This window comes from Singulisphaera rosea (assembly GCF_054877945.1).
Genome location: NZ_JBTYIP020000035.1, coordinates 71500 through 86269, shown reverse-complemented (window position 1 = coordinate 86269; position 14770 = coordinate 71500). Strand labels below are relative to the sequence as shown.

8 protein-coding genes are annotated in these 14770 nt (G+C 63.6%); 6 read left to right on the top strand and 2 right to left on the bottom strand.

Annotated features, from left to right (window positions below; genetic code table 11):
• Window positions 1-130: 130 nt before the first annotated feature.
• From purH to ACYOEI_RS35825, 3 genes are all read left to right on the top strand, one after another.
• Window positions 131-1741, top strand: a complete 1611-nt coding sequence (gene purH, locus ACYOEI_RS35835; protein ID WP_462855116.1) for a bifunctional phosphoribosylaminoimidazolecarboxamide formyltransferase/IMP cyclohydrolase — start codon at window positions 131-133, stop codon at window positions 1739-1741.
• Window positions 1742-2297: 556 nt separating this feature from the next.
• A complete protein-coding gene (locus ACYOEI_RS35830; RefSeq protein ID WP_462855115.1) occupies window positions 2298-3170 on the top strand; it encodes a DUF1559 family PulG-like putative transporter in 873 nt (290 codons plus the stop codon).
• Window positions 3171-4028 (top strand): MFS transporter, encoded by an 858-nt coding sequence (locus ACYOEI_RS35825; protein WP_462855113.1) that lies wholly within the window; start codon window positions 3171-3173, stop codon window positions 4026-4028.
• Window positions 4029-4279: 251 nt separating this feature from the next.
• On the opposite strand, the gene ACYOEI_RS35820 is transcribed toward ACYOEI_RS35825, so the two are convergent.
• Entirely contained in the window at window positions 4280-5386 is a 1107-nt protein-coding gene (locus tag ACYOEI_RS35820; RefSeq protein ID WP_462855111.1) for a carboxylesterase family protein, read from the bottom strand.
• Between the two features lie 1315 nt (window positions 5387-6701).
• On the opposite strand from ACYOEI_RS35820, the gene ACYOEI_RS35815 reads away from it, so the two are divergent.
• The 3 genes from ACYOEI_RS35815 to ACYOEI_RS35805 all read left to right on the top strand — a co-directional run bounded on the left by ACYOEI_RS35815 (window position 6702) and on the right by ACYOEI_RS35805 (window position 11864).
• Window positions 6702-7625 (top strand): DUF1573 domain-containing protein, encoded by a 924-nt coding sequence (locus ACYOEI_RS35815; protein WP_462855110.1) that lies wholly within the window; start codon window positions 6702-6704, stop codon window positions 7623-7625.
• A gap of 1075 nt (window positions 7626-8700) precedes the next feature.
• Window positions 8701-9897: a hypothetical protein gene (locus ACYOEI_RS35810; protein WP_462855109.1), complete on the top strand. Its 1197-nt coding sequence runs from the start codon at window positions 8701-8703 to the stop codon at window positions 9895-9897.
• A 191-nt stretch (window positions 9898-10088) separates the two neighbouring features.
• The gene (locus tag ACYOEI_RS35805) at window positions 10089-11864 is read left to right on the top strand and encodes an ArnT family glycosyltransferase (protein ID WP_462855108.1); all 1776 of its coding nucleotides are present in this window, start codon (window positions 10089-10091) and stop codon (window positions 11862-11864) included.
• 360 nt (window positions 11865-12224) lie between these two features.
• Here the strand turns inward: ACYOEI_RS35805 and ACYOEI_RS35800 are convergent, their stop codons facing one another.
• Window positions 12225-14699 carry a hypothetical protein gene (locus ACYOEI_RS35800; protein ID WP_462855106.1) on the bottom strand — a complete coding sequence of 825 codons (2475 nt, stop codon included), beginning with the start codon at window positions 14697-14699 and terminating at the stop codon, window positions 12225-12227.
• Window positions 14700-14770 lie beyond the last annotated feature (71 nt).

Sequence of the window (14770 nt, the reverse complement as noted above, 5' to 3'; positions counted from 1 at the left end):
GCCCACCCTACGTCACGCGGGAAAGAAACCGCCCAGGTTTGGGTGTGAAGGCGGGGGGCGGTGTCGGTAACTTGGAACGTGGGTGGCATCTTGCTACCTCCGTAGGTCACTCCATGATAGTGAGGGTCGAATGGACGATCTCGTCCCGGTACGCCGGGCCTTGTTGAGCGTGAGTGATAAGCGCGGGCTGATCGAGCTGGCACGTGTCCTGGCCGCGCGAGGGGTCCACTTGCTGGCGAGCGGAGGGACCCGCACTGCACTCGTCGAGGCGGGCCTGGACGTGGTCGAGGTCTCCGCGTACACCGGGCAGCCCGAGATCCTCGGCGGCCGCGTCAAGACGTTGCATCCCAAGCTCCACGGCGGCATCCTCGCACGCCGGGACGTCCCGGGGGACCTCGAGGCGCTCGAGGTCCAGGGGATGGAGCCGATCGACCTTGTCGTGGTCAACCTTTATCCGTTCGAGGCGACCGTCGCCCGGCCGGGCGTCTCGTTCGAGGAGGCCGTCGAGAACATCGACATCGGCGGCCCGAGCCTGATCCGAGGGGCGGCCAAGAATCACGCCCACGTCGCCGTCGTGACCGACCCCGACCAGTACGCGGGCCTCGCCGCCTCGCTCGAAGCCACGGGGGGGACCACCCTCGAGACCCGAAAGGCGCTCGCCCTCGCGGCCTTCACCAAGACCGCGATGTATGACCGGGCGATCTCCGCGTATCTCGCCGGCGTCCTGGCCACACCGGCCGCGGGAGCGGAGGCTGAGGCCGAGGTCTTCCCGCAAGAGCTCGCGCCCAAGTTCGAGCGTCGGGCCGTCCTGCGCTACGGCGAAAACCCGCATCAACGCGCCGCCTTCTACGTCGAGCGAGAAACCCGCGGGCCCAACCTCGCGACGGCCCGGGCGATCCACGGCAAGGAGCTCTCCTACAACAATCTCCTCGACCTCGACAGTGCCCTGCGCCTGATCCGCAACTTCGCCGAGCCCGCCGCGACGATCCTCAAGCACAACAACCCCTGTGGTGCCGCGATCGGCGACAATCTCGCCGAGGCCTTCGAACTGGCCTACGAAGGGGATCCCGTCAGCGCCTTCGGCGGGATCGTCGGGCTGAACCGCCGGGTCGATCGCGCGACGGCCGAGCGCCTCTGCGTCTCCGGCCGATTCATCGAGGCGATCGTCGCACCGGGCTACGAGCCCGACGCACTGGCACTCCTCATCACGAAGCCGTCGTGGAAGAACAGCGTCCGCCTGCTCGAGCTTGGCGCCGACATCGGCCCGGATGCCCCCGCGCCCGAGGGCTTCGACCTCCGCCGCGTCGAAGGGGGACTGCTCGTCCAGGACTGGGACACGATGGAAACCGACCCCTCGTCGGGGACCGTGGCCACCCGACGCGCCCCGACCGACGCCGAGCGGGCCTCGTTGGGCTTCGCCTGGCGCGTCTGCCAGGCCGTGAAATCGAACGCCATCGTGCTCGTCAACGGCCGGCAGCTCGTCGGCACGGGCGCCGGGCAGATGAGCCGACTCGACTCGGTCCGGATCGCCGTGAGCAAGGCCGGCGATCGCGCCAAGGGGGCCGTCCTCGCCTCCGACGCCTTCTTCCCTTTCCGCGACGGACCTGACGTCGCCGCGGCCGCCGGCGTCACCGCCATCGTCCAGCCCGGAGGGTCGAAGCGCGACAGCGAGACCTTCGCCGCCTGCGACGAGCACGGCATGGCCATGATCCTCACCGGGCGTCGCCACTTCCGGCATTGATTGCGGTCCGGTTGACGTGACGACGGCCCTTTGAATTCGCGAGACGGCCGGCCCGAGGAGAATCTCCCCGAGGCCGGCCGTCTCGTCGTTTGTTGGCGATTCCCAAACCCCACCTGGAAGGGATAGGCGCGAGTCGGGAGGGTTTCTCTTCAACACCCCGACGTCGATCCGGGAAAAATGGCTGAAGACGATCCGCGGATGACGCAGACTTCCACAGAGGAATCTGGAAATTCTCACGAATCTATCCGCGTCATCTACGGATAAATCTGCCTCGTCGTGCCTACGAACCGTCCGTGGTCGGTTTTCGCCCGGTCTCGGGTCGTCGTTCCTCAATCGGATTTCGGGATCGTCACTCGATTCGTCCGAGGATGTCCCGATGCCACCCGTCCCTGCGCGATGGTTGGAATCCGGCCGTAGCCTCTGCTATTCTAAGCAACAGGGCGTCGCCCCTCGGCACCGATCGACCTATCAAATCCGCGGCGTGATCATTTCACGAGCCAAATCTCCCGCCTCGATCGGCCCGGTACGGAAGGAAACATTTCGAGGAGTTATGACGATGTCCGAAAGACCCATAGGCGTCCCACGTCAAGGCTTTACATTAATCGAGTTGCTCGTCGTTATTGCAATCATCGGAGTACTCGTCGGGCTTATCCTCCCCGCCGTGCAGGCGGCACGAGAGGCCACTCGCCGCACGGGGTGTCAGAATAATCTCAGGCAGCACGGCCTGGCCATCAATAATTACGTCACGTCCCTCGATGCGTTCCCGATCGGCTATATCGCCTGGTCGAATCCGCCGGGAGGGGCCGCCCCGGGTTGGTCCTGGGCGGCGGCCATCCTCCCCCAGGTCGAGCAAGGCTCGATTTACAATGCGGCGAACATCAACCTGGCGATCGATTCACCGTCGAACTCGACCGTGCGGACGACCACCCTGTCGCTCTACGTCTGCCCGAGCGACCGCGACACCGGGGCGTTCGTCGTGACCTCCCGGGTCGTTGCTGGACCGGTCGAGGCTCGGACGATCAGCTATGCGGCCAATGCCGGGGCCGATGGCTCGAGCCAGTCCAGCGGAAACGTCAACGGCAACGGACTCTTCCGGATGAACAAGTCGACCCGTCCCAAGGACGTCAAGGACGGGGCCAGCAACACGATCGCGCTCGGCGAACGCGCTAGCTTCGCCGTCCGGAACGCCTGGGCGGGTGCACTCGGCGATGGGCGAGGGGGCGTGCAGGTGCTCGCGACCGTCTCCGGATCCGGGCTCGATTCCAGCAATCTCTCTTCCGGAGGCTTCGTCGGACCGCACTCCGGCCTGACCCAGTTTCTCATGGTCGACGGGGCCGTCCACCCGATCAAGACCACCATCAACCCCAACGTCCTCCGCGCCCTGGCGACCCGCAACGGCCGCGAGGTCGTCGATCAGGGGGCTTATTGAATGAACAAGCCCAAATCACCCGGGAGCAGGGCGGCCGGACGAAGGCAGGGGGGACGTCCCTCGCGCGGGGTGCCCTTCGGGCTCGTCCGATCGTCCCTCGGACTGGTCTTGATGGCGGCCGGTGCGCTCAAGCTCTTCCAGCTCACCTTCGAGAGCCAGGATGAAAGCCCTTCGACGCTCTTCCTCCTGATTTTCTCCGAAGCGGAGATCCTCGGTGGATTGTGGATGCTCATCGGCCTTGAGCCGGAGCGGACTCGGATCTGGGCCTTGGCGGTTTTCCTCGGCTTCGCGGCCTCAAGCCTCATCCAGGCCCTCGGCGGCAAATGCACCTGCGGCTGTTTCGGTCCCCTCTCGCCCAACCCATGGTTGGTCTTGCTCTTCGACGTGGCCGCCATCCTGGCACTGTCCTTCGCCCGCATGTGCCCCAAAACCGGGAATGAACGATCCCTCTCCCCTCTCCATTTCCTCGGATTGGGAATACTCGCGTTGATGGTCGCGGCAGTCGCGCGACAGCAGGCGGATCGGATGGCCGTGGAAGGCTCAGCCGTCGCCGGTCGTCGCCCCTTGGGCGATACGATGCTCACTTGGACCGGCGAGTCGGGCAAGTTCGTCGTGCAGACGGATCACGACGGCAACTTCCGACTCCCCTACATCAGTCCAGGACTCTACGCCGTCTCCGCGCCGGGCAGGTTGGCGAAAGGGCCGACTCCGAAACCCTTGGGATCGAATCCGAAGAAAGGATCGAAACGTTCGGGGCAACACCCCGTCCCCTCGATGCCGACGGAGGAGGCTGAACCGCTCCGATGGATCGAGCTCAAGAGCTGCGCCAAGGAACGCGAGGTCATCGAGCTCGATTGAGCCCTGCGGGCTGCCGTGCAAGAGATAGATCGTTCGGAATATGCGAGGAATCGTATCGGCTCATGGGACGAGAGCGGTGCTGTCACACGCGCCGGCCGTGTGACATGGCTTCCTCGCATTATAGGTAGCACCGGTTGTGCCCACCGGTGCTACCCTTGATCCACGACCTCAATCAGCGATTTCGCACCTCGATCCAATCGTGTTTATTTGACACGAAGTGAGGGGAGCAGCGCGTCCTCGTGCATCGTCCTCTACGGAGAGCTCGGTCGGCGTCGTTGATTCAGCAACCATTCATAGAGTCGGGGATCGGCATAAGTGGCCGTCCAGGAGTCGTGTCGAGCCTCGGGATAGACCGTGAACCTTACGACGCCCCCGGCGGCCTTCAGGGCTTCGACCATCTTCTGGGATTCCCGCAAGGGGATGACATCGTCCTTCGCGCCATGGAAGACCCAGGTCGGTAAATGTTGCAGCCGCGCCACGGCGGCGGGGTCGCCTCCACCGCAGATCGGCGCAATGGCCGCGAACCGCTCGGGGTGGGTCGTTGCCAGCGACCAGGTCCCGTAACCCCCCATACTCGAGCCGGTGAGGCAAACCCGGTCCGGGTCGATGCGGTAGCGTGCGAGGACCTGGTCCAGGAGGTCATCGAGCACCTCGATGCTCCACCCCCCCGAGGGGCTCTGGGGCGCGACGATGACGAACGGCAAGGTCCCCGTCTCCTCGGCGCGACGAGCCAATCCGTCTTGCCTGAGCTTTTGGACGTCGTGTCCGATCGTGCCGGCCCCGTGGAGAAAAAGGATCAGGGGCCAGCGCTTCGTCGACCAGGAATAGCCCTTGGGAAGATAGACGAGGTATCGGTAATCGAGCGGGGTCGACGGCAAGACCCGGACCACCGGATAACGGCCGACATGCTCGCGGTCGATCGCGACACCGACCACCAATGAAAAGAAGGCGAGCATCGCTGTCCTCCGTGGGGCGAGCTCAAACCGGCCTGCCTCCCACCCTCGAATCGGGCCTCGAAGCAAGAGAGCGAAGGCGATGAGGTCGCCGCCGAGGCCGAGCCAATCGCCGCTCTCCGACGTCCCGGACTCGGACCAAGGGCCTTGCCCCATGATGTTTGGGACGAAGCTAAAGCGCATCAAGGCGACGAGTCCGCCGACGCCCAGGAGTCGCGCCCAAGGGGAGACCAGGCCCGCGAGAAGTGCGAGGCCGCCATACAGTTCGAACTCGGAGAGGACCAGCAGGCTCCAAGAAGCGACCGTCCCGATGTCGTTCCATTGATGAAGGCCCGCCGCGCCTCGTGCGAGCAAGAAGGCGCCGAAGGTTGGCAAGACGCAGCGGCGGCACTGGAGTCTTGTCATCTTCCGTTCACATGGTGTTCAGGTCGTATTTCGGTGGAACAGCCGAATCGAGCTTATCATATTCAACGCCCCGACATCGGGCTAAGAAAAAGAGGCGGATCCATCCCCAGGCGACGCGCATTGACACAGATGGGTTGGGAAATCCTCGCGATACTCACAGTTTCAATCCGCGTCAACTTGGGATCGATCCGCCTTGTCTTGCCCGTGTTCCCTGTGTGGATGTTGCTCGCCTAATGTCGGATTACCAGTATTGCAAGAAGGAGGCCGATGCCGTGGTGAACGCGTCTGCCAGGAGCGATTCCCTTCCCGTGCGCCATGGAGGCCTTGAATGACCCGTCGACAAAGGGCCGATACACCGACGCCTTCAGGTAATCGGGGCCCCTTCAATTTACTTCTCGGCCTTTTGGGATGGTTCGTCGCCGAGTCGCCGAGGGGTGGACGTCGCGAGTCAGTGGTGTTGGTTCAATTCGATTTCGTTGGAGGATTTGCGCTATCCTTGCCGCGCTGGATGTTGGGACAGGGGCTGTGTTGGAGAATTACGGCAACGGGACGGGGAACGTGCGATATGGGAAGGTTTCAATCGAATCGGTGGAATAAAATATCGAGAACCAATCAGAACTTAATTTGATAAAATCGATGGAAGAGTTAAAAATCTGTCGGAGAGCCATTGACTTTTGGGGCTGGGGCGATATTTTGCTGGTTATGTGGTTCGTCGAGAGGTTCGCGGAAAACGAAAGGCTTCGCCCACCTCTCGGACGGCGTCGGATTCGGGGCGTGACTTCGGAGAATGCCTACGAATCTGGTCTTCATCTTCGCTGGATTCATTCTCCGGGTCAGCTCCACCGAACTTCGGAACCTCGATCCTTTCCGCCCCCACCATTGGGCGGTTGGGACGTCGTTGCACGCGTTTTTGTTCGGCTCCTGGCGTAGGGCGACGTCCGAGGGAAACGCGTTCGAGTTTCTCGGAGGGGTGGTGTCGTCGATTGCGGACGACCTCGGTTTTAGATAATAAGGTCGAGACCCGGGAGAAGTGCCAAGCATCCGGCCCGAGACCGGTTTCACCTCGAAAGTACGGGTTATCGCGGAAGTCCTCGACGGCAACTCGGAAGGGGTTGTCGAAGTCGAGGGCATAAGTAATCCATCCGAGAATCAGGTTGCGAGTAAGTACTAGGCGATTCGAGCTCCAAAGCCGGAGGGCCGACCGATGAGGGTGAGATTGTCCCTTGGTTTGATAAGTGTTGGAATATTTGCGATTTTCATGTCGATGGTCTTTGCCCGAAGCCGCTGGCGGGATCGGCCGGGGGAAGGGCCCCCGGTGATTTGCAAGGAGGCGACGTGGGTCTGCGGGGCGGCGAGCCAGGAGAATCCGGGGAGGCTCAGCCATGAATTCTTGTTGGAGAATACGACGGCACGCGCGGTGCCGATTCAGGGGGTTTCGCCTGATTGCGGGTGCATCGTCGCCGACAAACCTCCCCGCCAAATCGGCCCTCGTGGGGTCGTTTCGCTGAGGATTACGGCGAATCTCAACGACAAGCCGGGGCCGTTCCAGAAACAGGTCCGGGTGACGTTCGGGACCTCTCCGGTCTCGATGTTGACCCTTCGGGTGCAGGGAGATGTCGCTCCCAGTTCGGCGTTTTATGCCGCCCCGGGGCATTTGGACTTCGGGATCATCCGGGGGAACGAGACCGCAACGCGCACGATCAAGGTCGCCCGGTTCGACGCGTCGCCCGTCGAATACGTGCGGGCGGAGGCCGGGTCGGACGCGGTCGAGGTCTCGCGAGTCGGCCGTCTTGCGGACTCGGGATCGACGCTGGAGCTATCGGTCTCGCTGAAGGGCGCCCTGCTGGAGCCTGGGAAAGAGATCCGATCGTCCGTGGTCGTCGAGACGCGGCATCCTGACCACCCTCGGATGGAGATACCCATAAGTGCCAAGGTCGCCGGGCAATTCCAGGGCCTCCTCGGATCGGTGTTCGTCAGCCTGGCGAAAGGGGCGTTCCAGGATCGACCGCTTGCCGTCGGGGGCGAGGTGCCTCGCGTCGAGGAGGTGCATTACGAGGGCCCGGGGCCGTTGAAGGCGGCACTCCTTCCGCCGAACGGCGAGCATGGAGCCACCGCGGTTCGCGTCTCTCGCGGCGACGGAGCGACCGATTCCCGGATTTGCAGCGGGCACCTCGTCGTGAAGCTAGACCGCGCGGAGTCTTCAATCCGAATTCCCTTGCGCGTTTACTTCGCGGATTAGCCCCCCGGGCGAATTCGTGGCCTCCGGAACCCGCCGCGCTCGGGCTGCCTCCGGGGCGCCGCCGGACGCGCCCCATTTTCGGATAATCCCGGCCATCCCCCCCGGTCTCGTGTCGAACGAAGCGCGCATGGCACGCCGATCCGATCTCACCTCTACCGTCCTTGTCGGCGATGCTCTCGCGTTCGAGACCAGCCCGATCCGGGGCTTGGGTCACGCCGCGGTCGACGTCGCCGGTCGGTCCCTCGCAACGTCTCGCGACGTTTGCATGCAAAGGGCGGTGCGTGGCCGCCCGCCTCGTGGAGTGTTTCTCGTCTTGCGGGAGGGTTCATTTATGCGGAAGTTAGCGTCTCTCGTGTTTTACGTCGGCGCGGCCGCGGTTATGTGCGGCCTTTTTTTTCTCGAACGAGACCTGTTTGCGCAGAACATGAGCAATAGTTATTGTGTAACCTCTCTCTCGCCGCAGCAGTGCTCGGCCATCGGGAATTCGATGTGCAATCAGAATTCGAAGGATAGGGGGACGTGCAGCGGTGCGTGTAGTTGGTGTAACTCGACGAGCGGCGTCCCGACCTGCTATTGCGTAGGTTGGGAGGGAAGGACGTGCCCGCTCAGTGGACAGCCGGCGATGAACTGCGGGGCTTCGAACCCGTTCTACTCCGGAGGCTGTGGGAGCACCACCGGTTCGTGCACGTGCGAAGGTGCCCAGTATGCCGGTCCGTGCGGGAGCAACGTGTGGTCTTTCCCCTGTTGCTGAGGCCGACCGCCATCGGGGCAAGTCCTCGCGGGCGGTCGCGGGCGGGGTTCCGAGGCCCTGCGGGGCCGCTTGGACGAACGTCCTGGCAGAGGACGGCGGGCACCGACGAGTCGCCGTCGGTGCCCGCATCCACCCCGAGGTGTTTGGCCGGAGGGGGAATGCCCGACCCGATTCGATCTCCCACCGAGAGAAGTGGGGCGACGCCGCGCGACACGACTGCGGACGGGGACGTGGGGATTGTGACGGCCGGTCGGCGGCCCCCCTTCGGAATTTCAGCGGAGCGGGCGAGATGCCCACGGCTAAATGTGATAAAGGAGCCCAAAGATGAGGCCATGGTCCGCAACCTCCGAGGCTTGCAGGCTCGGGGCGATCGTCATCGTATTCCTGGGATACTCGTCGACGACCCCGGCGGCGGAAGTCTCGGGCTCGCTGTCCGTATCGATCGACGAGTTCTGCCGGCTCAGTCCGGCCGACCGGGAGGCGCTGGTCGCCGCCAGTCTCGATCGACGCCTCGAGCACGTGAAAAATCTTCGGTATGAATCGATATCGCGAATGCAAAATCATGAATATCGCGACGGCATCGTGGGCAAGGCCGTGACGCCGATGTTCACGAGTCGCTACGAACATCGGCGGCTCGGCGATTCCTACCGCACGGAGGTGGATCGAGGATCGGGGAGCACCCTGGATCCGAGGCACGTCCTTGTGACGGGCTACGACTCGAAGTCGGGGCAGACCCGCTCGACGGTCTCCGTCGCGAACTCGAAGGACTTCGGGCGTATCGACACCCAGCACGACCCTTGGACGATGGACGACCGATATGTCTACTGGTTGGATGGACAGCATACGCTCGTGGGAGAATACCTGATCCGCTCCCTGGTCGAGCAGAAGGGCCACTATCAAATCGACGCCCCAGTGGATGGGGGCAAGGTCCGGCTGACCGTCCCTTGGAAGCCGATCGCGAGCGATCGGCCGATCGGGACGAAAGAGCTAACTTTGGACCCTCGGCGGGGATTCCTGCCGGTCCGGGGGAAGTCGCATTGGGAACGGACGACGGCCGAGGGGCAAAAGCGATGGCGCGAGGAGGAATTCGTCGTCCACGAATCGGAGTTGGCGAACGATGTCTGGATGCCGGTCAAGCTCACCGAGTCCATCCGCGGGTTCGCCCTCGGGCCGAATGTCGTGAACGTCTTCGAGACGGAGGTCAAGTTCGTCGAGGCGGGGACCGTGAAGCCCGAGGACCTCGAGGTTCCCTTCAAGGCGGGCCTCAAGGTCGTGGATGCCGTGAAGGGGACAACCTATCATATGGGCGAGGATGGGAAGCCCAAGGGTCCTGAAGATTCGCTGATGGGAGCCAGGCCGATGACCTCGGCCGAGCTCGCCAAGCTGGCGAGCCAGCGGGCCTCCGAACGCTCAGGCACCCGGGCCGCCATGGTCGTCATGACCAATGTGGGCGTATTCCTCCTCGTCGTCTCCTTCCTGGTGCGCCGGGCGGCTCTGAGGCGACACAAGGTGCCGGTCTGAAGCCCGGTCGATCGCCGGACGAGGGCCGTTTCGGGTCGTGGCTCCCCCGCGCTCGTGCAGATCGACTCGGTAGAATCCAGCCTCTGGTACGTCGTCCCACCCCGACCGTCGACGGGCTACCTGGCACGCCGACGATCGGGGGCGGTCCCCATTGGGCTTCGGCCGAGGTTGGATTGGAGACGAGGCCCCGTATGAGAACTTGGATCCGATCGGTGGTCACCTTGACGGTCGTCGCGCATGTCGGCCTCCTCGCATGGAGTGCGTGGCGACACAGTCCGGTGCTTAACGAGGTCGGCCACATCCCCGCCGGCCTCAGCCATTGGCGGTTCGGTCGGTTCGACGCCTATCGCGTCAATCCACCCCTCGTTCGCCTCGTGGCCTCCCTCCCGGTCCTGCTGTCCGAGCCCGCGATCGATTGGAAGAACTACAGCCTCGATCCCCTCGTGCGGAGCGAAAGGGCTCTCGGGATCGACTTCGTCCAGGCGAACGGCTATCGCACGTTCTGGCTCTTCACCCTGGGTCGCTGGGCGTGCATCCCCTTCAGCTTGGTCGGCGCCTGGGTTTGTTACCGATGGGCGAGGCAACTGTATGGCGAGGTGTCCGCGCTCGTGGCGCTCGTCCTCTGGTGCGCGTGCCCCAATATCCTCGGCAACGGTTCCCTCGTGATGCCCGACATGCCCGCCGCGGCGCTCGGCGTGGCCGCCTGCTATTTGTACTGGCGTTGGCTGAGATCCACCGAGGTGCGGTGGGCGACCGCCTCGGCGCTCGTCCTGGGGCTCGCGGCGCTCTCGAAGACGACCGTCCTCCTGTTCTATCCCCTCTGGCCGCTCTTGTGGCTCGCCGATCGGATGTCGGGTTCTCGACCCCTGAAGCGCCGACTCGTTTGGCGTGAGGCCTGCACGCTGGCCATGATCCTTTTCACCAGTCTTTATCTCATCAACCTCGGCTACCTGTTCGAAGGGACCTTCCAACGGCTGGGCGATTACCGCTTTCAAAGCCGCGCGTTGAGGGTCGGCCTCGCCGAAGATCGCGGCGTTCTGCCCGCGAACCTCTTCACCGGCACCTGGCTCGCCGACCTCCCGGTGCCCCTGCCGAGGAACTACGTGCAGGGGATCGACACGCAGAAGCTCGACTTCGAGACCGGGATGCGGTCCTACCTGCGCGGGGAATGGAGCGAACGGGGCTGGTGGTATTTTTATTTATATGGAATGCTGATTAAAGAGCCTCTGGGCGTCTGGCTGCTCGCCTTGCTGGCGGCGTGGGTCACCGCCTTCCCTCGCGGCCGGGCGGCCCGATGGCGGGACGAGATGTTCGTGGTCGTGCCGCTGGTCGGGCTCTTCACTCTCGTAAGCTCGCAGAGCGGCATGAGCGTCCATTTCCGGTATGTCCTTCCGGTCCTGCCGTTTTTCTTCATCTGGGCGAGCAAAGGCGCGTGTCACGGCGACTCCGGGGGCCTTCCAACGGGATCCGAGGGCGTCCCGCCGCGAGTGATTCGCCGTCGGCCGGCGGTCCTGAGGTTGGTGGCGATGGGACTTGTTTGGGCGGTCGCGAGCAGCCTTCGGTGCTATCCCCATAGCCTCTCGTATTTCAACGAGCTCATCGGCGGCCCGGAGAATGGCCATCACCACATGCTCGACAGCGGGCTCGATTGGGGTCAGGATCTCTTATACGTGAAAGATTGGTATGATCGGCACCCTCAGGCCAGGCCTTTCTGCCTTGCGTCTTACGAGGCCCTCGACAGCCGGATGTGTGGCCTGGGTCTCGACGCTTTGCCGACCGAGGCCGGACAGGAAGACGACCGAGGGAAAGTTACCGGTTCTCCTCGTCCAGGTTGGTACGCGATCGACGTCTACTACCTCCACGACATGACGGACGGCCCGGCAGGACGCCTCTTCTCGGAGTTTCGCCAGCGACACCCCGTCGATCGGGTCGGGTACTCCACGCTGATCTACCACGTGGAGGATTGATCCCTCAGATCGGCCCCATCGCTAGAGTCGGTGCCAAGCAAGACGTTGGGGTCGTGGGGTCGAACTCACGGATTCCTAAGGATGACGAGGACGGTCCTCCTGGTAGAGTGGATGGTTGCGTCGCAGAGACACCGCCGAAACCAGGGATCTCTCTGCGACGCAACCATCCACTCTACCGGGGGTCAAAGAAGAAGGGGCAAGAGTGCCCCGCAGACCGTGGGGATATGGCCCATATGTCGTGGGTCGTTGGGTTAGCCTCTGCCGGTTCGGGTCGACGAACGGAAGTAGCTGTTCATGGGTGATCATCATTGGGACTGCTGCGTTCCGCCCGCATCCAGGGGGCTTGGCTCGATCGACGGGCTATGGCCGCCTTTGCTGAAATAGCCAGTCGTAAAGCTGGGGTAGGCGGTAGGCACGGTCCCAACAGTTGTGGTCCATGCCGAGGAACTCTGTATAACGGGGCGACCCGCCCGCTCGTCGAAGGCCGGCGATCATCGCCCGAGGGCTCGACGGAGGGCTGCCGATATCATGGCTGTTGTGAAAACACCAGCATGCGATTCGGGCGATCGCACGAGCCTGATCAGGCTGGGCGCTCGAGGCGACGGGGACGATTGCGGCCCATCGCTCGGGAAAATGGGCGGCGAACTCCCAAACTCCCCGCCCTCCGCTCGAGATCCCCGACAGATAGATGCGATTCGGGTCGACGCGGTACATGCCCCCGATCGCGTCGAGCAACTCGATCGCCTTGCGAGCATCGTCGCCGTCGATCTCCCAACTCCCGCTCCGGCCCTGCGGGCAAAGGACGAATGTGTCGAACTCGTCTTCGAGAGATTTGAGGATCGCGGGGACACCAACGGCGATGTATTGCCGCCCCGACTCTCCCCGGTCGCCATAACCGTGGAGGAAGAGTAGGAGTGGGTAAGACGTCTTCTCCTCGGCCCGGTAGCCTGCGGGTTCGGAGAGTGTGTAATGCGAAGCCTCTCCGCGAGAGTCGAGGAACGTTCGGTAGAGAATCGTCGGTTTCTCGGGAACGGCACCAGGACTCGACCGCTCCAACCTGGGTAGGCCTCGGTCGAGTCGCAGGCGGTCGGCCTCTTCCGGGCCGATTCGGTAGAGATAGGTCGACGACCTCACTCGAGCCATGGGTGAGATCTCGTTGAAATAAGAATAACGAGGGTCGGCGAGATTCGCGGGATCCAGCGCATACACGCCGGTCCTCGGCCAATTCTTCCGGGCGGCAAAGATGGGCCCGGTCGTTGTTCCTGGCGGTTTCGGATCGGCCTGGGGTAGGGGGACCGGGAGCTTCGTCACCTCGGGGCCGAGCGGATTTCGGACGGCCATTCCTCGGAGAGAGACTCCGGGATGGGCGCCGAGCCATTCCTTGAGTGGAATGAGATCCGGCCCCCCCTCGCGAGGCCCGAATCGCATCCGGGCGGCAAGATTGCCCGAATTGAGGGCGGCCTCATTGAGGTAGCTTCGCGGATGCGGGAACGTCGCCAGCCCACCGATGATGACCCAGGCGACCAGGAACGCGACGACGATGCCGGAGATTCGGTGCCCGGGCCTGAAAAAATAGCCGAGCTTGCTGACACCGATTGCAACGAACGGGGTGCTCAGGATCAGGCTCGCCTCCGGCGAGAGGACTTTTACGGAGGGCGCCGTCAAGGCCACGGCCACGAGCGGGAAGATCCAAAGGGCCAGCTCCTCCGGACATCGGGTGTTTCTCGGGTGGCGGAGGGCCAGGAGTCCGAAACTCCAGAGGATCATTACCCCGAGTCCGATCGGGATCTCGGCGCCCAGGGTCGAGAGTGGGTTGCGTTCTGTCGGCCGGCCGTCCTCGAATGCTCGGCCATTGGATTCTTTGATCTCGTGCCAGCGCCGGTCGAGCCCCATGAGGTAATCTTCGGGGAGGGGGACCGGCTGGCGGCCCACCCAAGTCCCTCGAAACCGGTTGCCGGTCGGTTCACCGCCGGAAGGGGGACGATCCGACTTCGGGTCCGCGCCCAGGGATCGACTCATAAAATCAAAATCATCCAGGGATGTTCCTATTCCTTGGAAGCCATATCCCAGGTTGACGACCCACAGGCTCACCAGGAGGATCCCCGCGAACTGTCCGCCGAGGGTGAAAATCCGAGGCCATTTTGGAGACGGTTCGGCGGCCCCGAAGCGGAAGGCGATCGCCATCAAGGGCCAGACGATCGCGAGGACCAGGGACATGAAGTCGACGAGTTGGGCAACGCCGAAGAGGATCCCCACCGCCAGGGAAAGTTTCAAGGACGGGGCCTTGAGGTAGCGGCGAAAGACGTACGTGGCCAGGGCACAGGAAACCGCCGAGGGGAGTGCGCCATTCGCCGAATGCTCCTGGGCGAGTACGGCAGGACTCGCGGACCAAAGGGTCAGGGCGACGATCATGGCCGCGCGACCATACCGTTCGAGGGCCCAGCGACCTATCACCCAGGCTCCGACGAGCCACCAGGCGAAGTTCGTCCACCTCGCGGCTTGAATCATGCCGAGATATTTTGGATTGGCGATGGCAAATTGACTGCCGAACGCCTCCTCACGATCTCGGAGGGAGGAGTCGAGGAGGATCTCCGTGGTCTTGAGGTCGTAAGGGGCGAAGTTCACGCGCACGAGGAGGCTCGGCAGAGTGGCGATCAGTCGTGCCAGGGGTGGTGAATCATTGGCCAGGGAGAACGACCCTGCTTTCCAATGGGCGATGCCGGCGGGAATCTGACGGACCTCGTCGGCGGTCACGAAGGTCGAACCGAGGCTGAACGCCAGGTAGCCGGCGTTGATCAGCACGAGGGTCGCAACGATGAGTTTCCGTGTGTTCATGGGCGTTCGGGCCCAGTGGTGTTTGGTCCGAAGGGGATATCCCCGTCGTTCGGGATGTCTGCGGGGGCCCG